We start from the raw sequence: 25724 nt of genomic DNA, 5'->3' as shown, positions 1-25724 counted from the left end.
TCACCGGTAACCCAGGTGGCCAGCGCGGAGAGAGGATGCCTCAACCTAAGAATAAACAAGGCCGCACCACAAAAAACGTGGCAACACCACACGATCTGGCGTTCAAACAGTTTTTATCCCATCCAGCGACTGCGCGGGATTTTATGCAGTTGCATCTGCCAGCCGAACTGCAGGCAATCTGCGATTTCACGACGCTGACCCTGGAGCCTGGCAGTTTTGTGGAAGAGACCCTGCGCCCCTATTTCAGCGATATTCTTTATAGCCTGAAATCCAGCCGCGGCGATGCCTACATTCATGTGCTGATTGAGCACCAGTCGACACCCGATCGGCATATGGCATTTCGCCTGATTCGCTACGCGGTGGCCGCCATGCACCGCCACCTGGAGGCGGGCCATAAAAAACTGCCGCTGGTGATCCCGGTATTATTCTATACCGGTAAACGCAGCCCTTACCCATACTCCACCCGCTGGCTGGATGGGTTTGCCGACCCCGGGCTGGCCGAAAAGCTCTACAGCAGCGATTTTCCCCTGGTTGACGTTACCGTGATCCCTGATGATGAGATAATGAACCACCGCAGTATGGCTGCACTCACCCTGCTGCAAAAACATATTCACCGGCGCAACCTGGCCGACCAGCTGGACAGGCTGGCGACCCTGTTATTGAATGAATACATGACGGGACAGCAATTGGTTTCGTTGATAAACTATTTGGTGCAGGCGGGTGAAACCTCAGATGCCGAAGCCTTTGTACGCGAACTGGCACAGCGGGTGCCACAACATGAGGACACATTGATGACCATAGCCCAACAGCTGGAACAAAAAGGGATCGCAAAAGGGATCGCGAAGGGTATCGAACAAGGTATCGCACGTGGCCGCCAGGAAGGCGAGCGCGAGACCATCCTGAAAATCGCCCGCGCCATGCTGCAAAACGGCCTCGATCACCACGAAATTATCCAGATGACCGGCATTACCCGGGCAGAGCTGGATCAACTTCACCATTAAGCATAACCCCTCCCCCAACAAACTATTTTGCCGGGGAACCGGCAAGGAAAGGCTAATGGGGGCTGCGGGAAAACAGCGTCACCCTGGCAATATTGGCCCCGGGGCTATCACTGATTATCAGCGGCACAGGGCGATCCACCAGCAGGCTGTCATAACGCTGTAGCACCACCGGCTGGCCATCAATATGGACCGTCAGGTTATCACCGGCATTAAACAGCAGCCGTATCCCACTTTCGTATTGCCAGTGGCCTTCGCCACTCCAGAGTACCGTAGCCCGTACCCGATCGGCACGGTAGATAACATTAAAATCCAGCAGCGGGCCGCTGACAACCTGGCATTCCACTGCCGATGCGCCGCTGAAATCCAGCGCCTGAAACCGCGTGAGCAGCGGGCAGTGCTCGCCATCTATGGTGAGGTGCATCCCACCCCCTTCCAGCACGCTGATATTACGTAAGTAACCGTCGAAGCGGGAAAATGGCCCGGATTGGGTGATGGTCGCCAGGGAAATGCGCCAGTCATACTCCCCCTGTGCCGGAGAACGGCACACTTCCCGGGTCATCCCCTGGCCGTTCTTCCAGGGCATGGCCCGATAATCGTGATAGCGCAGTAATTGGATCATTTACGCATGCTCCCTTCCAGCCGGTAACGGGGACCGGGATACACCAGACGGACGCTGGTGACGATTTTCTTCTCCTGTCGGCCAGTCCAGGTACGGCGATTAACCAGCAGACACGGGGTATGTTCATCGATCTCAAGATACGCGCACTCTGCGCGGCTGGCGTTCACCGCTTCAATGACGTGCTCTCCCTCGACGATCGGCGCAATAGAAGAAAGATAGGCGTTCGGCGTGATCCTGGTAAAATCCTGCTGGAGATAATCCGGCACCACTTGGGTATTCACCAGCCGATCCTCCAGCATGATCGGCACACCGTTTTCATAGTGGCAGATCAGTGAATGGTACAGCCGGCAGCCCTGCTGCATACCAAAGCTGAACGCCTGCCGGGCATCGGCTTCTATTTCCGTGAGCCGGAACACTCTGGCGTGGTGGCGATGGCCGCGGCTGGTTATCTCATCCGCAATGTTGTTGATCTCCAGCAGAGCCGACTGACCGCGGATCCCGGCGACAAAAGTTCCCACCCCCTGCATCCGTACCAGCAGCCCTTCAGCAGTCAGCTCGCGCAGGGCGCGGTTTACCGTCATCCGGCTATAACCGAACAGGCTAACCAACTCACTTTCCGAGGGAACACGGTAATTCACCGGCCAGGCGCCACTGTGAATTTTGGTTTTGATCATGGCTTTCACCCGTTCGTAAAACGGGGCGGGGTTTTCCAGTTGCTCATCCATGATGGGGGGTTTTTCCAGATCCATGAAGCATTCCTCACGCTAATGACATTCTCAGTTTACTCTATGACCTATTAGATGTATATCTACATACATGTATATACATTTACATAACACAGGGGAATGGCATGGCGGTCTGGTTTGCGGAAAAAGCACTGTTGCCTGACGGCTGGGCACACAACGTCAGTATTACCATTTCCGACAGCGGCGACATCACCGGTATCGTCGCTAATGCTGCCCCTGATGGTGAGCGCCTGCCCGGTATTGTGGTGCCGGGAATGCCCAACCTCCACTCCCATGCTTTTCAGCGCGCGATGGCCGGGCTAACAGAGGTTGTCGCCAATCCCAGTGACAGCTTCTGGAGCTGGCGCGATCTGATGTATCGCATGGCGGCGAAGATAACCCCGGACCAGGTCGAAATCATCGCCCGTTATCTGTATATCGAGATGCTGAAAGCCGGGTACACTTCAGTGGCTGAATTCCACTACCTGCACCACGATAATCACGGCAATCCCTATTCGCTCCAGGATAGCCTGGCGCTACGGATTTCCCGGGCAGCCAGCCAGTCCGGCATCGGATTAACCCTGCTGCCGGTGTTGTACAGCTATGCCGGGTTCAGTGGCCAACCGCCAGGCCAGGGGCAACGGCGTTTTATTCAGGATACTGACAGCTATCTGGCTCTCCATCATTATCTGACCGCACAACTCGCCCGGGAACCGATGCAGCGTACCGGGCTATGTTTCCACTCCCTGCGGGCCGTTACGCCTGAACAAATCCAGCAGGTACTGGCGTATCACGCCCACCAGCCACAGCCCGTACATATTCATATTGCCGAACAACAAAAAGAGGTTGATGACTGCCTGGCGTGGTGCGGCCAGCGGCCCGTGGCGTGGCTGTTTGACCATGTTGCCGTGGACCACCACTGGTGCCTGATCCACGCCACCCATCTTAGCGTCCCGGAGACAGACCGCCTCGCCGCGTCCGGCGCGGTCGCGGGGCTGTGCCCGACTACCGAAGCCAACCTCGGGGACGGTATTTTCCCCGGCCAGCGTTATCTCTCTCAGGGGGGCCTGTGGGGGATTGGTTCGGACAGCCATATTACGGTCAGCGTGGCTGAGGAATTACGCTGGCTTGAATATGGTCAGCGGCTCCAGGATCAGCGCCGCAACCGGCTGGCGTTACCCGATGAGCCCGCTATCGGTAACGTCCTGTATCAGGGGGCATTACGCGGTGGCGCGCAGGCTCTGGGGCAGAAAATTGGCCGCCTGCAGCCCGGCTACCGCGCAGATTTACTGGTGCTGGATGACCGGGAACCATTTATTGCCACCGCCAGTGACGCAATGCGGCTTAACCGCTGGCTATTCGCCTGCTCTGCTAACCCGGTGCGCCATGTGATGACCGGCGGCCGCTGGGTGATTAAGGATGGCCACCATGCGGATGATGAATCACTTAGCGTGGCATTTATACGGGTGCTGAAACAGCTGCGCTAATCAAAAAATGGCGTCTTCCGGCTGCTTATCACCGGCGGGGACAGCCAGCGCCCATGGCAGCATTATGTGGCGCCAGCAGGTACAAAGGCGCCCTCTCGCAGGATCCCGCCAGAAAGCGTCCCCCGTATTGGCCGCCCAGGATCGCAACGCAACCGATTAACCTTCTGTTTTTTCAGGCCGAAAACGCGGTTACGCTTCGTAATAATTCCAGAAATTTCAATCTACTTGCCCGAAACTTCACGCAAGAACCCCCGAACTGACGCTATTTATGGTAAATTGCGCTACTTTTTGTTTATTTTATAGTTGATACATTCAGTCGATGTCTAAAATTTGGTCAAAAGAAGAGACTCTCTGGAGTTTCGCACTATATGGGACTGCCGTTGGCGCAGGTACTCTATTCCTTCCGATACAGCTGGGTTCCGCAGGGGCTGTTGTTCTGTTCATTACGGCACTGGTGGCATGGCCATTAACCTACTGGCCCCACAAAGCGTTATGCCAGTTTATCCTGTCATCCAATACCGCCGCCTCGGGCGAGGGGATCACTGCCGCCGTCACCCACTATTACGGTAAGAAGATAGGTAGCCTGATTACCGCATTGTATTTTATTGCCTTCTTTGTCGTGGTGTTGATCTACGCGGTAGCGATAACCAACTCGCTTATCGAGCAGCTGGCAGCCCATATGGTGATTAATACCCACATACGCATGATGGTCAGCCTGGCGGTCGTCGTGGTGCTAAACCTGATTTTCCTGATGGGCCGCCATGCGACCATCCGGGTGATGGGGTTCCTGGTTTTCCCGCTGATCGCCTACTTCCTGTTCCTGTCGTTCTACCTGACCGGCAGCTGGCAGCCCTCGCTGCTGACGGGCCAAATGTCCTTTGATCAGCACACGCTACACCAGATATGGATTTCAATTCCGGTGATGGTTTTCGCTTTTAGTCATACGCCTATCATTTCCACGTTTGCCATCGACAGACGGGAAAAATACGCCGATAAGGCAATGGATAAATGCAAAAAAATCATGAAAGTCGCCTATCTGATCATCTGCATCAGCGTGCTGTTTTTTGTCTTCAGCTGTGTGCTGTCGATTCCCCCGTCGTATATTACCTCCGCAAAAGATCACGGCGTCACTATCTTGTCGGCACTGTCAATGATGCCCAATGCCCCGGCGTGGCTCTCTATCTCAGGGATTATTGTCGCGGTCATTGCCATGTCAAAATCCTTCCTCGGGACCTATTTCGGGGTGATTGAAGGGGCCACTGAGATGGTCAAAACCGGCCTGAACCAGGTGGGAGTGAAAAAAAGCCGGGCCTTTAACCGGGCGCTGTCGATTATGCTGGTATCACTACTGACCTTTATCGTGTGCTGCATTAATCCAAACGCGATATCAATGATTTACGCCATCAGTGGGCCGCTGATCGCCATGATCCTGTTTATTATGCCAACACTGTCCACCTACCTGATCCCGGCGCTGAAACCGTACCGTTCAGTGGGGAATCTGATAACCCTGATTGTTGGCCTGATGTGCGTATCAGTGATGTTCTTAGGCTAGACACCCCGCCGTACGCCCCTGGATACCGCCGCCAGGGGCAACCTCTCAATGTCGTGGTAATTGAGGTCGTGGTGATTGAGCAGATTGTTGCCCTGCGCTTTTTTAGCGCATCGCGTAACAAATATAATTACTATTAATTAACGCCAGCAATTTATTATATTATTATAGCGCTGTAAAATATGGCACCCCGATGATATTCATGGTAGCCTGATATTCTGTTTTATATCATCTGGAATTTACTAATGGATAGTTTATTTGTCTATGGCACATTATGCCCCGGCCGCCCTAACGCCCATATAATGGAAAATATCGGCGGTAGCTGGGAAGAAGGCTACGTTAATGGTTCTCTGGAACAAAAAGGCTGGGGAGCCGACATGGGCTACCCGGGTATTGTGCTGGATAACAGCGAGAATCGGGTAAACGGCTATTTATTTTCTTCAGATAATTTGGCGGCTAACTGGCAGGTGCTGGATGCGTTCGAAGGCGCGGAGTATCAGCGCGTGAGCGTTACGGTAACTACTCATAGTGGCCGTAAAGTACAGTCATGGATTTATATGCTGAGCCAATAATATTGTTTAACCGGGCTGAATATTCAGCCCGGTTAAACATCAGGTCACTAGAAATAAAAATTAAGAAATATTAAACCTGATAGCGCAGCCGTTTTTTAATATATTCGCTAAACCACGGCATGCCGCTGACAATAATTACCCCAGCCAGAATCAGCGCACTGCCATAAAAAAATTCCGGCAAGGGTTTCTCATGTAATATCAGCATCCCGGCAAGCACCCCAAATACCGGGGTCATAAACGACAATATCCCCAGTTGGGAGACGATATACACCTTCATCAGACTAAACCATGCCAGATAGCTGGCAAAAGAGACCACCAGCGTCTGGAATACCAGGCTCAGTATACCGGCCAGCGCCGGCTGAAAATGGTGCTGGCCAGACACCCACGCCAGCGGCAGCAGCAATACCGCCCCGCCAGCCAGCTGATAAAACAGCGTGACGCTCGCCGGGGCCCGGCTCAGGGCGGAACAGCGCACCACCACCGTAGTCGCCCCCCAGGAAAACCCGGCCAGCAGCCCCATACCGTCACCGATCAGCATCTGGTGCACATCACCGCGTTGCTGCCCGCCAGATAAAAAGGCCACGGCAATCCCGGTAAATGCCAACGCAATACCACCCCACTGAAGCAGGCTGAGCCGTTCATCCGGGTGAAACAGCTGGAGGCCAATCGCGGCAAATATCGGCGCGGTATACAGGAATACCGCCATATGGGATGCCGACGTAAACCGCAGCCCCTGGGCGACAAAGAAAAACTCCAGTGCAAATAGCGCCCCGGCGACACACCCTGCCAGCCGGAATTCCCGGGTATCCGCCGTCGTACGGGATAGGCATGTGGACAACAGAAAAATCAGCACTGCGCTGGCCCCGCTGCGAATGGCAATCTGCAACAGGGAGGAAACCTCATCCATCACACCTTTAATCGCCACCTGCTGGATACCCCAGATAATACACAGCAGTACCATGCTCGCCACCGCGCGTAAATCGACCCCTCGCCTCACCGTCTTTTCCTGTCAGCGTGATAAAACCCGCAGTATGGCAGTGGCCGGTATGGCGCATATAATGCAAAATGGACATTCAATAGTGCAGATCAGCAGAATACCTATGCCTCACCGCCGTATGGCCCAACAGCAACACCATATTGCTCCCCCTTTTGAACACGAGATCCCTGCGCCGCTCTGGTTCCGGGTGGCAGAGATGCCTGCGGGCGCCAGCTACTCACGCCATCGCCACCACTGGGGTGAGTTTGTCTACTCGTTTACTGGCCTGCTGGAGGTGCGCCTTGAACACGGCCATTTACTGGCCCCGCCCCACTATGGGATCTGGCTTCCCCCCGGTGTCACCCATGAAGGGCTAAACCGTAATGGCGCGATCCACTGCACGCTGTATCTCTCTGCACCGCTGTGCCAGGCACTACCGGCGTATGCCTGCTCCCTTGAAACCACGCCCTTTTACCACGGCACTGCTTAGCCATTTGCGCCACCATCCACCGCATCTGCCGCTCTCTGACGCGCATCAGAGGCTGCTGATGGTATTGCGCGACCAGCTGAACAGCGCACCGGTAAAAGACAATTTTCTGCCCTTCACCGGGGATCCTGTCATCCGGCCCATCCTCGAAAAACTGGAGCGGGATCCCGCAAGTAATACCCCACTGGCGATCCTTGCCCGGGAGGCCGGGATCACCATGCGTACCCTGCACCGCCGGTGTGAAGCCACGCTGGGGATGTCATTAAACCAGTGGCGCCAGCGTTTACGCGTTGTGCGGGCCATGCCGCTGCTGGAGAAGGGAGAAAAGATTGAAAGTGTCGCCTTTGAGATGGGCTACAGCACGGCATCAGCGTTTATTGCGATGTTCTCCCGCCAGACTGGCCGTACACCGGGCGGCAATACCTGATCCCGGCGAGCGATACCTCAGTGTGAGCGCCGTTCACAACTCGCCGTTTGATGGTATAAACAGACGCCTGCTTTCCCGCGGGATTTTTGCTGGTACATCGCCAGATCCGCAAGGCGTATCAGTTCATGGGCGTTGCCCGCCTGGCCGGGATAAACCGCAATACCAATGCCAACCCCCAAAGACACTGACTGCTTCCCGTAACGAACCGTGCGCGACACCTGATTAATGATGCTCTGCGCCACAGATAAAATGTCCGCATCATCAGTAACATCATCAATGATCACCGCAAACTCATCGCCCCCCAGGCGCGCGATGATCCGGTGCTCATTTTGTACTTTGGATATACTCTTTGCGACCTGTTTTAATACTTTATCGCCCACCATATGACCATAGCTGTCATTGATATATTTAAAATCATCAAGATCAATAAATAATAGCCCGACCTGCTGATGCTTTCTTTTCGCTCTGAGTATCCGCCGCGACAAATATTTATGAAAAGCCCGTCGATTATACAACCCTGTCAGGGCATCGCTTTCACTTTCTACTTTTAGCTTACGCTCAGCCAGCACTTGCCGGGTAATATCCCGGGAGACACATAATATATGGGAGACCTGTTGATCATCACCGATAACCGGCGTGAGCGCATTATTCCAGTAAATAACATCACTGGTATTTGTACCGGTGGCCCCGTTAAACGTACAGCGTTGTCCCTGGCTGGCCTTTTTCAACGCTGCGCGACCGCGACGCTGCACGTTGTCTGGTAACAGACTAAGCCAGTTGATACCCGCGGGGTTATTTTTATCGATCCCCAATGCCTGGCAACCGGCATGGTTTACAAACAGCAGCGAGCCATCCGTCCCAATCACTTTGATACAATCCTCGCTGACATTCAACATTTCGCTAACGATGTCATATTGCTGACGCTCATTGATATCAAAAATATCCGTTGCCTTCGCGCTATTCACAACCATCACATTCATTTCCAGGGACAAATACTACAGAAAATTTAATTTAAAATTACCGCAACAATATCATCATACTCACGGCATATTTTTACCTTACTCAGGTAATATACATGGCAGCGCAGATACACCATGCCATATGATAACCGATAAAAGTGTCAGAAATTATCACTCTCAGGTATTAGTTTGATGGGCGCTAGATGACAGAATGCATTATCACTACGCCAGCCAATTGTAATTGGCCTTGCCACCATAAACAACGCCATCGATTAACCCACCATAAATTTATCTACGCCAAATACCCAAACCCAATATGCCCCAGTGCAGATTACCTTCAAGTTTTATGGTCTTTTGTATAGCCATTTGACATGAGTGATTTAAAATATAAATCTATATATATCATATAGTTACGTACAAATACGTAACAGATGTTATTCCTGTGCACTTTATCGGGGCACACCTATTCAACCGGGTCATCTGTCAGAGGTAAATATGCTTTCTGGTCGCTATTACTGGCAGTTATTGCTGTGGTGTACGTTATATTTCTTACTGGGGTACTTATCGCTCTGGCTCCATGATGCGCAAGACCGGCTGTCATTTGTCTGGTTACCGGCAGGCATGGCGGTAGCGGCATTTATCCTGACCCCAGGCCGCCTCTGGCTGGCGCTGTTTATCGGCCTGTTTACCGTCCAGTATCTGCTGGATGCCGTCGTGCACCACAGCCTGAACACGTCGCTGATCCACTCGGTAGTGTCATTGTGTGATGATATCGCCATCGCCTGGTGTGTCCGCCACTATTCACGGCCCGGTGACACGCTGCATGCGCTGATCGTCTGGCTGCTCTCTACCGCTATTATCAGCACCCTGGCGGGTGGGTTGATCGCCATCTGGACCACCCTTCATCACGACATCGCATTTACCCGCGCCCTGTGGATCTGGTGGTCCGCCAATGTGTCCAGCACGGTATTGCTGACCACGATAATTGTCGGGCTGCTGCGCAACGATGGCCGGCCTCCCCTTGCCCGCTGCGTATCAGCGACCGTACTCGGATTATTGCTGTGTGGCCTGACCCTGTATATCTTCCGCCAACCCCCCAGTGGGGACAAAGGCGACGTCTCGCTGTTTATGCTGGCCTGTGTGCCGGTGATGCTGATGATCGCCCTGCCGCTGATCGGCGGAAATAAAGCCGGTGCACTGGTGTTCACCTGTTTTAGCGCCATTGTTATTGTCTGTTCATGGCAAGGATACGGGCCGTTTTTTACCCGCGGCCTGCACGCCGGAGAGCCCCTGTTACTGGCCCAGATTTACCTCTCCGGCACCGCGCTGTTGCTGAGCTTTATCTATCTGTATAACCACCAGGCCAGAAAACCGACGATTTCATACTTTCTCGAACCGGAAAGCGGGCGTATCGGCTGGGATGAAAACAGCACCTCCGCCCTGCAAACGCAACTGGCCGCAATAACCCACCGGGACCAGTTAATTGCCCTGCTGGACGAAGAGGACCAGGGCCAGATGCGCCAGCGCTGGGCGGCGGTCGTTAACGATCACAACACCAGCCAGCCTTTTCGCTTCACCCTGCACTTGCCCGGCTGGCGCCACATTCACATAGAAGAAACTACATTAATTCGCCTGCAGCGCCCCTGGGGGCTGTTACTGGTTGGTCAGTGGGCTGATGAGGAAAATCACGCACCCACGCCCGGGGAGGGCTGAGCCATGTTACAAATTGCACTGTTATTAATGGGCGCTAATTTCGTTCGCCAGGCGACCCCTCTGCTGGCGCTGTTTGGCGTGCTGTGGGGGATAGCGGGCCTGTCGATATTTATCGACGGGCTGGACGGCATGCTGTACTTCCCCTCCCGGTTCTTCAGCGGGCTGCTTATCTGTGAAAGCCTGGTTATGCTGATAATGGCCCCCGGGGCAGCCGGGGCCCGTAAGCCCATTCTCTACTTTGAGGGGACGTTATTTTTATTTATCGCCCTGATGACCCTGCTGGGGCACGGCATCAGCAACCTGCTGCTGGCACTGCTGTTCGGCTTTGCCTTCTTCATTACCGGCCTGTTTGTGATGGCCTCCGCCTGGGTGGTACGCTTTGATAACTGGAAAGCGTCGTTTGTCGCCGGGATTGGTTATCTGGCTTTCGCGCTGTTTCTGTTCCAGCCCTACCCTACCCACCATAAAGGCACCATCGCCCAACTGGTGGGAATGTTGATGCTTATCAGCGGTATCCAGTGTGTGCGAACCGCGTGGCGGGCCTTCCGGCTGCACGATAGGCGTTCGGTGTTTGCCCTGCTGGCCCCGGAACGGCTATTTATCAAGAGTAAAGCCAGCGTCTTACCCGACGATGAACAACCCGATACCGCACCAGCCGGTGAAAATGGCCCGCTCACCGTGCATGTCTGGACACCCGAAGGCTCGGCGGCCCACCAGCCAATCCCGCGTCCGGTCTTTAATCGCTATATTGCCGCCGTGGATGCTACCGGCGTTATCTCTACCGGTCACGCGGCCCTGGAGTTGCCGCCCGCCCTGTATATCAGTTTGTATCCTGCGGTGGATATTGACCGCTCACCGTCAGAGTTCTTTAACACGCTAAAGGCAATCCAGGAGAACAACGTAGCCGGGAAATTCCAGCCCGATTATTCCAGCGAATCCGCCGCCTGGTGCGAGTCTGACCGGAAAATCATCTTCCACAATATCAACGGCGCATCCCTGAAGCGCTACTGGCTACGCTACCGCGATGAGGAGATCTACAATCTGACCTCCCGTAACTGCTCCAGCAGCGTCGCCTATGGCCTGGAAGCCGCGCTGGACGGTGTTTTTGCTCAGCGTTACGGCTGGCTGCGCTTCCTCGGGCTGTTTTTTATTCCTGAAATGTGGATTGCGGCACAGCTGCGTAAGCGCGCCACCACCATGGCATGGACCCCGGGCCTGGTGCTGGACTACGCCCGGGCGCTGAGCGCTATCGTACACCCGGCGGATAACCGCTGGTTCAGCATCCGCCGCCAGACCGAAAGGCTGAACTGATGCTCATCCAGCCCCCATCCGGGGAGGACGCCATTGACTGGCTCGCGGAATACGCCCGCCCCGGAGAGGTCGAGTGGCACGATGATAACCGCTTCACCCTGCGCAATATTCGCGACTTCCGCTATAGCCCCACCGGCCAGGAGAGCCCCGCCTGGTATCAGCGCCAGCGGGATCTCTCCCAGTTGACCACCACGGCGCTGGTGCTCTCGTACTGGGGCGGGGGCTGCGTGGCTCACGCCTTTTTAAGTTTTGGCTTTCGCGATGGTCAGTGGCTGGCTATCTCGGTAGAAACCCGGCGCCGCCATAATCAACCCTGGTCATCCCTGGGCGGCCTGTGGCGTAATTATCCGCTGATGTACGTGGTCGCAGATGAGCGGGATGTAATTGGCGTGCGGCTGCATATCCGCCGGGAACGGGTTTATTTATATTCCCTGAATATTACGCCTCAGCAAAGCCAGCAATTATTGCGCGATTATTTATTACGCATTGAGCAGCTTAATAACCACCCGGAGTGGTATCACACATTATTGAATAATTGCACCACCAATATTTTGCGCCACGGCCGGGCGGTATCCCCGGCGATAAAATATCACTGGCGGCTGTTATTAAGCGGCTTTGCCGATCGCTATTGTTACCAGATGGGGCTGCTGGATACCCGCCAGCCTTTTGCCACGCTGCGGGCGCGCAGCCGCCTGATGGCGGCGCACAGCGTTATCGACAGCCCAAGCTTTTCACAGGACATCCGCCGCGGCGCGCCTACTGAATAAACTGCGTGGATTACACCTCTTTACGTAACGAGAGCAGCGTAAACATCAGGCACAACAACGCCACCAGCCACGGCAGCCCGTGGGTCGCCATCTCCATCGCCACACCACCGAGTATCGGCCCCAGCAGCGCACCCGCCCCCCAGGCCACAGACATGGTGGCATAAATCCCCGCCAGCTCCGCACCGCGAAACAGCGAGCCCACCCAGGTAATGGCAACGGTATAGATACCGACAAAAAAACCGCCCCACAGAAACAGTACACCGTAGGCCAGTAGTGGGTATGGCAGGATCAGCGGCCACATCAGCGCCCCGAGGGTAGAAATCACCGCCAACTGGGTTATCAGCCTGCGGCGATCCACTTTATCCGCCAGCCAGCCGAGGGGGAGTTGCAGCACAATCGCCCCCAGCAACAGCACCGAAATAAGCGTCGTGGCCTGGTTATCACTCCAGCCGTGGGCCAGCGCATACAGGGATAAAAAGTTCATGCCCGCCACTTCAACGGCGGCATTCAGCGCCGTTGCCACAATGGCCAGCAGGGCAAGCTGTAAACTGCGCACAAATCCCGTGGCCGCTACGGCGTCACTCTCTTGCCGGGCCATACCGGTTTTTGCCAGGCAAAGCGCCGCCAGCAGCGCGATAAGCCCCCCGGCCATAAACGGCTGAAAACTGTCTGTCCCCAGCCAGACCAGCAGTACCGGCCCCGCCGCAAACCCCAGCGACAGGCAGGCGGTATACAGGGCCATGGTTTTTCCCCGCGCCTCCTCCACCGTAGAGTCATTAAGCCAGGTTTCGGTCAGTACCATAATAATTTCGATGAAAACCCCGAGAATAAACCGCAGCAGGAACCATACCGGCAGCGAAGTAAAGGGAAACAAGCACAGCACCAGCGCTATCCCCACCAGGGAGACCAGCATCAGGGTCAGGGTCTGGAAGCGGCGAAATAGCGCCGGCAGAAACGGGGCAATAACCAGCACCCCCAGCGCCTGCATAGCGGCATTTAAGCCGATTATCATTTCACCATAACCGTTATCATCCAGCCGCAGAGCAATAAGCGGCGCACTCAGCCCGTACGTCAGGCCAAATATCGTCACCGAAAAGATGACTGATAATATATTTTTATTAAAAATAAACATACAAATACATCCTTTATTTGTATTAGTGGTAAATAATCGCGATAAAAATATTACTGAAACAGTCTCCGATATATATATTGATGTCAAACTGAAAAGCGCACCGCCACCATTAAATAACACAAATAACAATAACGCCGATCATCCCTGATAATTAAATCATAATATTGTTGTATTTTACTGCGCCCCCTATATCAGCCGTAAACCCCGGGCAGATCGCCAGCCCCGCACACATTCCCCATCAGCGTTGCCATTTCGTGCATACACTCAATGCCTGATGCGCTCTTTTATCATGTTCTGGAGTAGATAATGACGACCACCTCATCCCGTATAAACCGCCGCTTTATTCTGGCCAAACGCCCCCAGGGAATGCCCACCGCCAGCGATATCGTACTGGAAAATGTGCCCCAGGATGATCCCGCCCCGGGCCAGGTACTGTTGCGCACGTTATACCTCTCCCTCGATCCCTATATGCGCGGGCGCATGGATGACACCCCGTCTTATGCACCGCCACTGAATATCGGAGACGTTATCGTCGGTGGCACCGTCAGCCGGGTTGAGCAGTCACGCCATCCCGACTACAGCCCCGGTGAACTGGTGCTGGCCTATTCCGGCTGGCAGGACTATGCGCTATCCGATGGGCGCGATCTCCATAAACTGGACCCGACCATGAAACACCTGCCCCATGCTCTGGGCCTGCTGGGGATGCCGGGGTTCACGGGTTATATGGGGCTGACTGATATTGGCGCCCCCCGAGCCGGGGAGACCGTTGTGGTGGCCGCCGCCTCCGGGGCGGTGGGGTCAGTTGTCGGCCAGGTGGCTAAATTGCGCGGTGCCCGGGTGGTCGGCATCGCCGGCGGGGAACAAAAGTGCCGTTATGTCACGGATGTGCTCGGGTTCGATGCCTGCCTCGATCACCGGGGTAACGATCTGCCCGGGGCGCTAAACAGCGCCTGCCCGGACGGTATCGACGTCTATTTTGAGAATGTGGGTGGTGCGGTATTCGATGCGGTATTCCCGCTGCTAAATACCCGGGCGCGTATTCCGGTATGTGGCATGATAAGCCAGTACAACGGCCCCACAGGTTCGGTACAGCACGATCGCCTGCCGCTACTGATGGGCACGATCCTCAAAAAGCGCATGCGGGTACAGGGTTTTATTATCTCGCAAGATTACGGCGAGCAGTATCCGGCGTTTTACCGCCAGATGAGCGCCTGGCTTGATGCCGGGAAGATTCAGTTCCGGGAGGATATTGTTGATGGTCTGGAAAACAGCGTGACGGCATTCCAGCACCTGTTGAGTGGTAAAAACTTCGGCAAAATGATAGTTCGCGTCGCCTCATAGGCCAGGAATGGGCCATCGCCCACGGCGCGGATTAACGAAAGGGTGTTAAAGGGCCCACCAAAGCGACAAAGGTTAGCCCTTGAGCTAAGTTAGCCTAATAGAATTAGCGTTGCGCAGGCTGGAGGAGATGTTAAATGACTACGCGCTACAGAACGTTATCAGAAATACACGCCGAATCTATGAGCGCCCCCGAGTATCGCGCGGCATATGAGGTGGAGAATGACGCCGAAGCGCTCCGTGAAACATTAGCGGCCTGACTTCTGCTCAGGTGGCCGAGCGTATGGGCGTCAAGCCTCCCACCGTCTCCCGTATGGAGCGTAACGCCATCAAAATGAGTTATGCTACGCACGGGCCTGTGGCGTCCATTTTAAGCTACAGCAGATATAGCAAAATCGGCCTGCACTGCCCCACCTAATCACCCTGCGGCATTGCGCCAGTTCTGGCTGGCCGCCATTGCCTGCTGGATTATCGGGATCGGTGTCAGCAAATGCTGGCACATCAGCGCACTGGCCCGGGGGGCATCCCGCTCAAGGATCGCCGCCAGCAGGGCCTGATGCTGTTGCTGCTTATCCTCCAGCATCTCAACGGAGTGGACCGTCTCCCGCAGCCAGATAAACCGGTAGCGGGAGGCAAGGTCAAACAGCCGCTGGCGCATTTGTAACAGGTAGAACGAACCACACCCTGACACAATGGCAGTATGAAACGCCTGATGGCGCAGATCCCATTCATCCAGCATCTGCTCACTGTCTTGCTGGGATTCCAGTTTACTCAGCAGATGAGCACGGGCGAGGATCTCCGCCTCCCACTCATCGTTGCCGCGCTCAATGGCCAGCCGCACCAGCATGGCTTCCATATTGGCCCGGGCATCAAAAATATCGAGCAACTCCTGCTGCGACATCGGCGCCACCCGGTACCCCTTCTGATTAATCACCGTTACCAGCCGCTCGGCCACCAGCTGCGAAAGCGCCTCCCGCAGGGGGCCAATCCCCAGCCCATAGCGCGAGGTCAGCACACTCATGGGCAATTTTTCATCGGGCAGATAAACGCCGCGGATAATGTCATTTTTCAGCCAGCGATAGCCGTCTGTTGCCGAAGGTTGGGTTGTGTCAGTCATAGGCTCAACTCCTGTAAACGGCTAAAACGCATACTGCCCGGCCCCGGGCCGGGCTCCACCATAAAACGCACTAGCGCGAATTTTGCAGCGGCAGCTTCTGCCAAAGCAGCCACTTCTTCCAGCGGGCCATGATAGGCACCGTGCAGATAATCCCGATAGCCAGTAACCCGGTAGAAATCACCTCCAGTTGCTGGGCAGGCCGGAACAGCATCACCACCAGCACCACAGAGATAAACCCGATAACCAGCCAGGTCAGCCACGGGAATAGCCACATCCGCAGGGTAAGCGGTTTGCCTTCTGCCAGCAGCAATTTACGCATCCGCAACTGCGACACCGCAATCACCAGATAAACCAGCAGCGCTATCGCCCCGGAGCTATCAATCAAAAATTTAAACACTTTTGCCGGGGCATAATAGTTCACCCCCACCATTAAGAACGCCGCCCCGGTAGAGAGCAATACCGCCACATACGGGGTCTTGCTGCGGTTCACTTTACCCATCACCGCCGGAGCATCACCGCGGCGGCTCAGGGAGTACAGCATCCGCGAGGCGGTATACAGGGCGGAGTTCAGGCAACTGGTGACCGACAGCAAAATCACGCAGTCCATAATCAATTTGGCGTGGGGGATATGCAGAAGCTCCAGTACCGAACGATAGGAACCAACACTTTTCAGCCCCGGCATATTCCACGGGATCAGCGCCACCACCACAAAAATAGAGCACAGATAAAAAATCGAAATACGCCAGATAACCGAATTGGTGGCGCGTACAATATGCTTGTCCGGCGAGTCAGACTCCGCCGCCGCGATGGTGACAATCTCCGCCCCCATAAAGGAGAACATCGTAATCAGCATCGCACTCAACACCGCCCCAAAGCCATTGGGCATAAAACCGCCGTGATCCCACAAGCGCGAAACACCGCTCACCTCCGCCAGCGGATAAACCCCGCTTATCGCCATCGCCCCCAGGGCAATAAACGCCAGGATGGCGATAACCTTGCACAGCGCCAGCCAGAACTCAAATTCACCGTAGTTTTTCACGCTCAGCAGATTACTGCCGGTCAGCGCAACGGTAATCACCAGTGAGAACAGCCACACCGGCACCCCCGGCACCCAGGAGTGAAGAATAATCGCGGCGATATTGGCCTCCAGGGGGATCACCAGCACCCAGAACCACCAATACAGCCAGCCAATGGTATAGCCCGCCCAGGGGCCGATAGCTTTATCCGCATAGGTGGAAAATGATCCGGAGTCCGGGATGGCCACCGCCATTTCACCCAGCATACGCATGATCATGACCACCAGTAATCCGGCAAACAAATACGCCAGTAACACCGCCGGTCCGGCTTCTGCGATAGCCACGCTGGAGCCAACGAATAAACTGGCGCCGATAACGCCCGCAATAGATAACATGGTGACGTGGCGTGATTTCAGCCCGCCCCCTAATGCCTGTGACGACTGCCCCATCCTGTTTCCTCTCGAAAGTGTTGTTTTTTTATTGGTCACTTGGGAGAGCACCCCGGCTTTCCCGCGCCGGGGTACGCGTATTGTTATTATGTTTACTGCATCGCTACTGTTCCTTTAGCAACTTACGGCGGTACTGGCCTTTACTGCGCTTGCTTCGCCTCATCAAAACACTGGCCGATAATCGCCAGCCCCTGACGAATCTGATCCGGCTCAATGGTCAGCGGCACCAGGATGCGCAGCACGTTGTAGTAAGGCCCACAGGAGAGCAGGATCAGCCCCTTGTCGCGGGCCCGGGCCACGATATCCGCCGTCAGTTTGGCGTTTGGTTTGGTCGGGTCTTCCCCTTCGAACAGCTCAATCGCTACCATTGCCCCCAGGCCGCGAACGTCGCCAATCTCGCGATGGCGCTCAGCAATAGCCAGCAGCCCGTCGCGCAGGGTTTTGCCCAGTTGGTTTGCTTTATCCAGCAGTTTTTCCTGTTCAAAGGTTTCCAGCACCGCCAGCGCAGCGGCACAGGCAATAGGGTTACCGGCATAGGTCCCGCCCAGCCCCCCCGGCACCACCGCATCCATCACGTCCGCCCGGCCGGTTACCCCGGCCAGCGGGAAGCCGCCAGCAATGGATTTAGCAAAGGTTGTCAGGTCCGCGGCAACCCCCATTTGCTCCATCGCAAACAGGGTACCGGTGCGGCCGGCCCCGCTCTGAACTTCATCGGCAATCAGCATAATGCCGTGGGTGTCACACAGGGCGCGCAGGCGCTGCATAAAGGCCGGGGATGCCGCATAAAAGCCCCCTTCTCCCTGGACTGGCTCAATAATAATGGCGGCCACATCTTCCGGGGCCGCATCGTTTTTAAAGATGCGCTCAATGCTGGCAATGGCATCGTCATCACTGATACCGTGCAGCGGGCAGGGATACAGCGCGCGGTAGACATGGCCCGGCATCAGCCCCATTCCGGCAGAATACGGATTCACTTTACCGGTCAGGGACAAGGTGTAATGGGTGCGGCCGTGATAGGCCCCGCTAAAGGCAATGGTGGCGCTGCGGCGGGTCGCCGCCCGGGCAATTTTGACCGCGTTTTCTACCGCCTCTGAACCGGTGGTCACCAGCAGGGTTTTCTTGGCAAAGTCCCCGGGCACCTTCTGGTTCATCGCCTCACACAACTCCAGGTACGGCTCATAGGCCAGCACCTGGAAGCAGGTATGGGACAGTTTTTTCAGCTGAGCTTCGACGGCGGCCGTCACCTTCGGATGCAGGTGCCCGGTGTTCAGTACCGCGATCCCCCCGGCAAAATCCAGAAATTCCCGTCCCTCGACATCCCATACCCGGCAGTTCTCCGCCCGATCGGCGAAGATGGGGTGAATCTGCCCTACCCCACGGGGAACGGCATTGGTGCGGCGCTGCATTAGCTCTTTATTGGTGCTCATTGGTAGTTCTCCAGTATCGGACCGGCGCTCTCGCCATCAATCATGAATACAGCCGGTGCATCCGGGGCGGTTACAGCCCGATGCACATATATTTAATTTCCAGGTAATCTTCGATGCCATACTTCGAGCCTTCCCGGCCAAGGCCGGAGGCTTTAATACCGCCAAACGGCGCCACCTCATTGGAAATAATGCCGGTATTGATGCCGACAATGCCGTATTCCAGCGCTTCACCCACCCGGAATACCCGGCTCAGATCCCAGGCATAGAAATAGGCCGCCAGGCCAAATTCGGTGTCATTGGCCTGGGTAATCACATCCGCTTCATCGTTAAAGCGGAACAGCGGCGCCAGCGGGCCGAAGGTTTCCTCTTTGGCCACTTTGGCATCCGCCGGGACATTCACCAGAATCGTCGGCTGGAAGAAGTTCCCCCCCAGTTGATGCGGTTTGCCGCCGGTAATCACCTTCGCCCCTTTGCTCACCGCGTCTTCAATATGCTCCTGCACTTTCGCCACGGCTTTTTCATCAATCAGCGGCCCGGTGGTAATGCCGTTTTGCAGACCATCCCCCAACTTCAGCTGGTTGACCGCCTGCTGAAGTTTTTCAGCAAACTGATCGTACACCCCGTCCTGAACGTACAGGCGGTTGGCACACACACAGGTCTGCCCGGCGTTACGGAATTTTGACGCCAGCGCCCCTTCCACCGCTTTATCGAGATCCGCATCGTCAAACACGATAAACGGCGCATTGCCACCCAGTTCGAGAGAGACTTTTTTGATGTCCTGGGCGCACTGCGCCATCAGCTGGCGGCCAATCTCGGTAGAGCCGGTAAAGGACAACTTACGCACCAGCGGGTTACTGGTCAGGGCATTGCCCACTTCCCCGGCGGAACCGGTCACCACGCTAAATACCCCGGCAGGGATCCCGGCGCGCTTCGCCAGTTCCGCCAGGGCAAGGGCTGAGAACGGGGTCTGGCTGGCGGGCTTAAGTACCATGGTGCAGCCGGCGGCCAGTGCCGGCCCTGCTTTACGGGTGATCATTGCCGCCGGGAAGTTCCACGGTGTAATGGCCGCTGTCACCCCAATAGGTTGTTTGATAACAATCAGCCGTTTATCAGCCTGATGACCAGGGATCGTGTCCCCGTAAATACGTTTACCTTCTTCGGCGAACCACTCAATAAACGACGCCGCATAGCTGATTTCCCCTTTGGCTTCCGCCAGCGGTTTACCCTGTTCAAGGGTCATCAGCCGGGCTAAATCGTCCTGGTGCTCCATCATCAAATCAAACCAGCGGCGCAGAATGTTGGCGCGTTCTTTGGCGGTCAGTGCACGCCAGGCCGGCAGGGCTTTATTCGCAGCGTCAATGGCGGCGTGGGTTTCTTGCGCCCCCATTTTGGGAACCGTCCCCAGTTGCTCACCATTGGCCGGGTTGGTTACCGGGATCACCTCTCCATTCAGGGCATCGCGCCACTGTCCGTCAATAAACGCCTGCTGGCGGAAGAGTGTTTTATCATTGAGTTGCATTATCTTTTCCCGTTATCAGGTGGTGGACGCAGCGTGCAGTGACGCCACCGTCCGGGCTGCGCGCAATGTACGTCCAGGATTGCTCTGGCTGGCCAGCAGTGCCTGGACCCTGGTAATAATATGCGCACCAATAGGTATAGCTGACGTGGCCGCCGGTGACGGCGCATTACAGGTGTGAATTGAGCGCGGGGTGGTGACAAAAAGGAAATCGTCGATCAACTTGCCGTCCGGAGAGACCGCCTGGGCGCGCACCCCGGCGGGCCAGGGTTGCAGATCATCCAGGGTTAAACTGGGGCAATATTTTTGTACCAGCCGCAGGTAACCGCTACGACACAGGGAGTTTTTCATCTCTCCCAGCCCGGCGCGCAGATTGTTGTGCAGCACCCGGCGGATCCCCGGGGAGGCGAGAATTTCCAGGGTATCGGTCAGGGAAAAATCGCGCTTGCGGTAGCCTTCACGCTTAAAGGCCAGCACCGCATTCGGCCCCACGGTGACGCTGCCATCGATCATCCGGGTCAGATGCACCCCGAGGAATGGCATGGTCGGATCCGGGATCGGGTAGATCAGATGGTTAACTATCTGGTTATGTTGTGGTGCCAGGCGGAAGTATTCCCCCCGGAACGGGCAAATAATAAACCCGGGATCGACACCGATCATTTTGACCAGCCGATCCGCCATCAGCCCGGCGCAGCTAATCAGGGTCGCCCCTTCATAAGAAGCCCCCTGATGCGTGGTCACCACCACCCCACTGGCGTGTTCTGTCAGGCCGCTAACCTCGGCGTTGTACACCACCTCACCGCCTTTCGCCTGGAAGATTTTCGCCATCGCGGCGGTCACCTCCCGGTAGCTGACAATGCCGCTGGAGGGAACAAAAATCCCCCCCAGCCCAGTAATATTCGGTTCCCGGGCATTAAGCTCGTCAGCATTCAGCCAGTAACGTTCAAGGCCGTTAGCCTCGGTTCGCTCCCACAGGGCTTTCATGCGTGACATTTCCAGCGCCGAGGTGGCCACCAGCAGTTTGCCGCAGGTGTCGTAGTGGATATTGTGCTGATCACAAAACGCTTTGGTTGCCTGGTTTCCGGCCAGGCAAAATTGTGCCTTGAGGCTGCCGGGGGTGTAGTACACCCCGGCGTGGATCACCCCACTGTTATGACCGGTCTGGTGGCAGGCCGGGCCGGGTTCTTTTTCCAGCAGTGCTATCCGGGCATCCGGATAGCACTCAATCAGCTGCATGGCGGTGGACATACCAATGATGCCGCCGCCGATAATCACAAAATCATACATCCGCTGCTTTCCTTCGCCTGCCGGCGCTTACTGGTGGGTCTGATAGTGTTGGGTGGCATAACTGATATAGCCACGCTGGCGCATCAGCTCACGGCGCAGGTCCGGGTGCGGGGTAAAGCGGTCACGGCCATGGAGCCAGAACAGGTTGTTGATCAGCAGGAATTTCCCCACCGGAACCGGCACCGAGACGATATTTTTACTGGTTTCAAGGGCATCAGACAGATCGCTCAGCCAGTTCCCTTCTTCAATATCTTTGGGCTGGACAAACTGATCGATATAGCGCATTACCGGGCGGCCTTGCTGGTCGACATCAAACACCGAATGGAAGACATCTTTGGCGACATTTTTACTGGGCGGCGCCGTCCAGCGCATCACCCGGCGGGCCAGCGGATGGTGGAAATACTGATCAAGGTATTCCCAGTCATCAAGGTGCAGCAGCAGGGAGTTGCCCCCCACCATGTTCTGCTCGTCGATTTTCATCATCAGCACATAATCGGTCACCTCTTCAACGAAGGTGCCGTCATTATGCAGCTCCAGCACCCGGTGCGGCTGGCGCAGATAGCTGTCTGAGTTATCGACATTTTTTACCACAAAGCGCGCATAATACTGCCCGCTCATGGCGTCATAGTTTGAACGGCCAATCAAATGCGCCACCGCCGTGGCCAGCTTGACCATTTCATCAGCCTGGGCGACATCATCCAGCCCGTCTGCGCCTATCAGCAGCGCCCCTTCGGCGCGATCGAGCAGGGTTTTCACCAACAACGGCTGCAACGCGCCGCCGCAGAGATCGTCGAGGATGCGCGCCACTTTAAAACGCAAAAAGGACTTATATTCCAGTGCCTGCACCGGCCACTGGGCCACCTGCTCAAGGAAGCGCTGGGCAACCTGTGCAGTAAACGTCAGTTCCAGCAAGCGCGGGGACTGTGCAGAAGGCGCGATAGAAAATCCGCGGGCAGTACAGGGTACGTCACCAGTAACAGGTTTTACGGCAGTCAGTGCGTTCATCAGGAGCGATCCTCTGGTCGGTAATCAGGGAGACAGGGTGATGTTCATTTCGTAGCCATAAATTAAAAATATCTACATTTTTGAATAATGCGTATAAAACCGGTGAATTGTTTAATTATTGTGATCAATGCAACATTTAATTAACCACACCATTAACAGTAATATCATTAACAATGTGGATATTCAGCCCGGGGATAACAATAATGTGGCGACAATAAGTTATTAATGGCAAAGCAAAATTAGCGGGAAAATAAGCACAGATGCGTGCGGTGAATAATGCCAGCGGCAGTCAATGGCAGGGAGGTTTTTCACTACGCGGGAAGCCACACTCCCGTTATTCCGGGAGTGATGACCGGATGACACTTTATTTTTTAGGGTTTTGTTTATTCCAGTTGGCAAGATTTTTCAGCGGCTGTTTCACATAGGGGCTGGCTTTGATCAGGCTAAATAACAGCGTATTGACCAGGGTCCCCACCCGATCCATTGGCCGGTCGATATCGAGGAATAACACCGCGCGCAGCTCGTCAGTATCATTACGGACCTCATGCTCATAGGCGTCATCAAAGATAATCACCTTGCCCTCCTCCCAGTGCAGGATCTGGTCATCTACCCGGATCCACAATTTGTCGCGCGCCTGGGGCACAATCAGCCCGAGGTGAGCGCGCACCACCGCCCGGGTGGGGCCTTTATGGGGCACAATATGGTAGTGGGGCTGAAGAATAGAAAACATCGCGGTGCGCATTTTCGGGATCGCGCTGACCGCCGCCGCAGTGCGTGGACACAGGGCACAGTTCGCGTCTACCCGCTCACCATAGATATAAAGACCAAAGGTTTTCCAGCTATCCCCTTTAGAGATACGCTTCTGGTCTGGCGAGATTTGGTGAAACGCGGGAATGTCTTCCGGGTGCTCGAGAAGGTGCTCCAGCTCTTCGCGAATGGCGGGCCAGCTGGCCTCAAGATCGGCAACCCAGTCAAACTCATGATTACCGATTTGCGGTGTGGTTGAGATTAACGAATGGCGAATCTGAAAACGGCCATTCCAGCGCAGGAATCGCTTCCCGGCCTTGATTAACATGCGGCGTAATAACGGGCGCTGCGGCGATGCTGTGGCAGGCATAAGTATTGTCCCTTCTGTAAAACGGCGGTTTGCACTGTCCGGGAGGATATTTACCCGAACGCACACCCGCACTCATAGCGATATTGTCTGCACTCATAAAATAACCGACATAATGGCAGAAGGAAGGGCAACAAATAAAAAACAACCTTATAACGGGGCCGTTCAGCACAAATATCCAAAATAAAATAACCTGGTCGCCAGGTTATTTATCCGCGTTTAAAAACCCCAGTAATGATAATAAATTAAACAAAACATAAGCCGTAAGCCGCAGGTTAATAATAACCCGCCACGGGTGGCGAAATCATTATTTCCCGACAATTACCCGGTATTTTCCCGCCCGGTGGGCTGCCGCCATTCACACCCGGTTCACACGCTGTGCCGCTCACTCACCGTCATCATGAACACCACCGGGGCGTCGGACGCATTAGCATAATAGTGCGGTGCATCGGCACGCATAATGGCAGACGCCCCACAGGCCACCTGGTAACGGTGGTCCTGGCGCCCGAGCAGGAGCGTGCCCTGCTGGACATGCAGCAACTCACAGGTGTTCTGCGGATGTGCCGGGGAGTCATAACGCTCTCCGGGGAACATCTCCCAGCGCCACATTTCTACCATATCCGGGCCGCTGGTCCCCGCCAGCAGATGCGCGCTGCCGCCGTGGGGGCCTTCCCAGAGCAGCGGAATATCCCCGGGGTTGATCAGGTGCACCCGGGGCTGCTCGGCAACGTCGACAATGTCCGCCACCGACACGTCCATCGCCGCAGAGATTTTGCACAACATGGCAATACTGGGGTTCGCCTGGCAGCGTTCGATGTCCACCAGCATCCCTTTACTGATACCGGCCCGGCGCGACAATTCATCCAGGGAGAGCTTCTGGCGCTGGCGAAACGCCTTGATCCGCTCAGCAACAGCCTGGTTGACGCGGTCAACATCGGCCCCCGAGTCGGTCACTATATTGACTTTTCTGGTCATCGGTCGATACTGTGATATAAAGTGGTCATTAAGAGATTATCCAATGCTTTGCTTTTCTCCGTCAATCGATGATGCCGTTAGCCGTATTGCCCCGCATTTTCGCGCCCTGAGTATTTTGGTCGATAACGCCCGGGTCAGCCGCCCGGACATTGGCCGCGATATGCTGGCCCAGGCCTGCCAGGGAGCGCTTGAGGGCCAGCCAGACTGGGCCGCCGCCCATATCGACGCCTGGAATGAGACCTACCGGGCCTTCGGCGCCAAACCTAAACGTACCCCCTGCTCTGCGGATGCGCTGATCAAGCGGGTACTGCGCGACGGCGCAATCCCGCCGATTGATCCGGTGGTTGATCTGTATAACGCCATCAGCATTCGCTATGCATTGCCGGTGGGCGGGGAAAATATCGCCGCCTATTGCGGACAACCGCGCCTGACCGTCGCCCGGGGGGATGAACCTTTCGACGTCATGAAAGACGGTGAGCCGGTGATTGAGCACCCGGATGCCGGGGAAGTTATCTGGCGGGACGATCGTGGGGTAACCTGCCGCCGCTGGAACTGGCGCCAGGGGGTCCGCACCCGCCTGAGCGCCGACAATACCGCCATGTGGTTTGTGCTTGAAAGCCTGCCGGCCATGCCCCTTGAGGCGCTGTATCAGGCGGGAGAAACCCTGACCAATGGCCTGGCACATATGATGCCCGCCGCCAGTATTACCATGCAGCCGTTTGGCCATTTCCCGGAAGAACCGGCACAGGATTAAC

Annotated in this window: 24 protein-coding genes and 1 pseudogene; 12 read left to right on the top strand and 13 right to left on the bottom strand. The window is 55.6% G+C overall.

Annotation, left to right across the window (positions count from 1 at the left end):
- Positions 1-35: 35 nt before the first annotated feature.
- Positions 36-1001 carry an Rpn family recombination-promoting nuclease/putative transposase gene (locus F9C28_RS08405; protein ID WP_199014782.1) on the top strand — a complete coding sequence of 322 codons (966 nt, stop codon included), beginning with the start codon at positions 36-38 and terminating at the stop codon, positions 999-1001.
- A gap of 52 nt (positions 1002-1053) precedes the next feature.
- On the opposite strand, the gene F9C28_RS08400 is transcribed toward F9C28_RS08405, so the two are convergent.
- Together F9C28_RS08400 and hutC are read right to left on the bottom strand one after the other, a co-directional pair.
- Positions 1054-1620, bottom strand: coding sequence for a HutD/Ves family protein (locus F9C28_RS08400; RefSeq protein ID WP_199014781.1), 567 nt, complete (start codon positions 1618-1620; stop codon positions 1054-1056).
- The gene (hutC, locus tag F9C28_RS08395) at positions 1617-2369 is read right to left on the bottom strand and encodes a histidine utilization repressor (protein WP_199014780.1); all 753 of its coding nucleotides are present in this window, start codon (positions 2367-2369) and stop codon (positions 1617-1619) included. Before hutC ends, F9C28_RS08400 begins: the two co-directional genes overlap by 4 nt.
- A 101-nt stretch (positions 2370-2470) precedes the next feature.
- Between hutC and F9C28_RS08390 the strand changes: the two genes are divergently transcribed.
- The 3 genes from F9C28_RS08390 (at position 2471) to F9C28_RS08380 (ending at position 5953) form a co-directional block, all read left to right on the top strand.
- Positions 2471-3832, top strand: a complete 1362-nt coding sequence (locus tag F9C28_RS08390; protein WP_199014779.1) for a formimidoylglutamate deiminase — start codon at positions 2471-2473, stop codon at positions 3830-3832.
- A 319-nt stretch (positions 3833-4151) separates the two neighbouring features.
- Entirely contained in the window at positions 4152-5384 is a 1233-nt protein-coding gene (locus F9C28_RS08385) for an amino acid permease (protein WP_199014778.1), read from the top strand.
- 242 nt (positions 5385-5626) lie between these two features.
- Positions 5627-5953 (top strand): gamma-glutamylcyclotransferase family protein, encoded by a 327-nt coding sequence (locus tag F9C28_RS08380; RefSeq protein ID WP_199014777.1) that lies wholly within the window; start codon positions 5627-5629, stop codon positions 5951-5953.
- Between the two features lie 70 nt (positions 5954-6023).
- Here F9C28_RS08380 and F9C28_RS08375 read toward each other — a convergent pair whose 3' ends face one another.
- Positions 6024-6950 (bottom strand): DMT family transporter, encoded by a 927-nt coding sequence (locus F9C28_RS08375; protein WP_332909406.1) that lies wholly within the window; start codon positions 6948-6950, stop codon positions 6024-6026.
- A 103-nt stretch (positions 6951-7053) separates the two neighbouring features.
- Here F9C28_RS08375 and F9C28_RS08370 point away from each other — a divergent pair, with 103 nt between their 5' ends.
- The gene (locus tag F9C28_RS08370) at positions 7054-7419 is read left to right on the top strand and encodes an AraC family ligand binding domain-containing protein (RefSeq protein ID WP_199014776.1); all 366 of its coding nucleotides are present in this window, start codon (positions 7054-7056) and stop codon (positions 7417-7419) included.
- On the top strand, positions 7385-7843 hold the full coding sequence (locus F9C28_RS08365) for a helix-turn-helix domain-containing protein (protein WP_199014775.1): 459 nt from the start codon (positions 7385-7387) through the stop codon (positions 7841-7843). The genes F9C28_RS08370 and F9C28_RS08365 overlap by 35 nt, the downstream gene beginning before the upstream one ends.
- Positions 7844-7860: 17 nt before the next feature.
- Here the strand turns inward: F9C28_RS08365 and F9C28_RS08360 are convergent, their stop codons facing one another.
- Positions 7861-8814, bottom strand: coding sequence for a diguanylate cyclase domain-containing protein (locus F9C28_RS08360; RefSeq protein ID WP_233148995.1), 954 nt, complete (start codon positions 8812-8814; stop codon positions 7861-7863).
- A gap of 483 nt (positions 8815-9297) precedes the next feature.
- Here F9C28_RS08360 and F9C28_RS08355 point away from each other — a divergent pair, with 483 nt between their 5' ends.
- Genes F9C28_RS08355 through F9C28_RS08345 form a run of 3 tightly spaced genes read left to right on the top strand, consistent with a single transcriptional unit; the run spans position 9298 to position 12593 of the window.
- A complete protein-coding gene (locus F9C28_RS08355) occupies positions 9298-10515 on the top strand; it encodes an MASE1 domain-containing protein (protein ID WP_199014773.1) in 1218 nt (405 codons plus the stop codon).
- Positions 10516-10518: 3 nt separating this feature from the next.
- A complete protein-coding gene (locus tag F9C28_RS08350; protein ID WP_199014772.1) occupies positions 10519-11826 on the top strand; it encodes an MFS transporter in 1308 nt (435 codons plus the stop codon).
- Positions 11826-12593 (top strand): Lnb N-terminal periplasmic domain-containing protein, encoded by a 768-nt coding sequence (locus F9C28_RS08345; protein WP_199014771.1) that lies wholly within the window; start codon positions 11826-11828, stop codon positions 12591-12593. The genes F9C28_RS08350 and F9C28_RS08345 overlap by 1 nt, the downstream gene beginning before the upstream one ends.
- Before the next feature lie 10 nt (positions 12594-12603).
- Here F9C28_RS08345 and F9C28_RS08340 read toward each other — a convergent pair whose 3' ends face one another.
- Entirely contained in the window at positions 12604-13725 is a 1122-nt protein-coding gene (locus F9C28_RS08340; protein ID WP_199014770.1) for an MFS transporter, read from the bottom strand.
- Between the two features lie 306 nt (positions 13726-14031).
- Between F9C28_RS08340 and F9C28_RS08335 the strand changes: the two genes are divergently transcribed.
- On the top strand, positions 14032-15066 hold the full coding sequence (locus tag F9C28_RS08335) for an NADP-dependent oxidoreductase (RefSeq protein ID WP_199014769.1): 1035 nt from the start codon (positions 14032-14034) through the stop codon (positions 15064-15066).
- A 134-nt stretch (positions 15067-15200) separates the two neighbouring features.
- Positions 15201-15453 (top strand): annotated as a pseudogene (locus F9C28_RS08330) (helix-turn-helix domain-containing protein).
- A gap of 28 nt (positions 15454-15481) precedes the next feature.
- On the opposite strand, the gene csiR reads toward F9C28_RS08330, so the two are convergent.
- The 8 genes from csiR to F9C28_RS08290 form a co-directional block, all read right to left on the bottom strand.
- Positions 15482-16180, bottom strand: a complete 699-nt coding sequence (gene csiR / locus F9C28_RS08325) for a DNA-binding transcriptional regulator CsiR (protein ID WP_199014768.1) — start codon at positions 16178-16180, stop codon at positions 15482-15484.
- 70 nt (positions 16181-16250) lie between these two features.
- Positions 16251-17645, bottom strand: coding sequence for a GABA permease (gabP, locus tag F9C28_RS08320; protein WP_199014767.1), 1395 nt, complete (start codon positions 17643-17645; stop codon positions 16251-16253).
- 140 nt (positions 17646-17785) lie between these two features.
- Positions 17786-19072, bottom strand: a complete 1287-nt coding sequence (gabT, locus tag F9C28_RS08315) for a 4-aminobutyrate--2-oxoglutarate transaminase (RefSeq protein ID WP_199014766.1) — start codon at positions 19070-19072, stop codon at positions 17786-17788.
- 70 nt (positions 19073-19142) lie between these two features.
- Entirely contained in the window at positions 19143-20591 is a 1449-nt protein-coding gene (gene gabD, locus F9C28_RS08310) for an NADP-dependent succinate-semialdehyde dehydrogenase (protein ID WP_199014765.1), read from the bottom strand.
- A gap of 15 nt (positions 20592-20606) precedes the next feature.
- Complete coding sequence (lhgO, locus tag F9C28_RS08305; protein ID WP_199014764.1) at positions 20607-21875, bottom strand: L-2-hydroxyglutarate oxidase; 1269 nt, start codon at positions 21873-21875, stop codon at positions 20607-20609.
- A 27-nt stretch (positions 21876-21902) separates the two neighbouring features.
- Complete coding sequence (gene glaH / locus F9C28_RS08300) at positions 21903-22880, bottom strand: glutarate dioxygenase GlaH (protein ID WP_199014763.1); 978 nt, start codon at positions 22878-22880, stop codon at positions 21903-21905.
- A gap of 364 nt (positions 22881-23244) precedes the next feature.
- On the bottom strand, positions 23245-23997 hold the full coding sequence (locus F9C28_RS08295; RefSeq protein ID WP_199014762.1) for an aspartyl/asparaginyl beta-hydroxylase domain-containing protein: 753 nt from the start codon (positions 23995-23997) through the stop codon (positions 23245-23247).
- Between the two features lie 366 nt (positions 23998-24363).
- On the bottom strand, positions 24364-24969 hold the full coding sequence (locus F9C28_RS08290; protein ID WP_199014761.1) for a helix-turn-helix domain-containing protein: 606 nt from the start codon (positions 24967-24969) through the stop codon (positions 24364-24366).
- A 43-nt stretch (positions 24970-25012) separates the two neighbouring features.
- Between F9C28_RS08290 and F9C28_RS08285 the strand changes: the two genes are divergently transcribed.
- A complete protein-coding gene (locus F9C28_RS08285; protein ID WP_199014760.1) occupies positions 25013-25723 on the top strand; it encodes a B3/B4 domain-containing protein in 711 nt (236 codons plus the stop codon).
- Position 25724: the final 1 nt, after the last annotated feature.

The sequence above is a fragment of the Shimwellia pseudoproteus genome, assembly GCF_016415625.1.
In the GTDB taxonomy this organism is placed as follows: Bacteria; Pseudomonadota; Gammaproteobacteria; order Enterobacterales; family Enterobacteriaceae; genus Shimwellia; species Shimwellia pseudoproteus.
The sequence above is the reverse complement of the archived record's forward strand: the minus strand, read 5'-3'. Positions and strand labels throughout refer to the sequence as shown.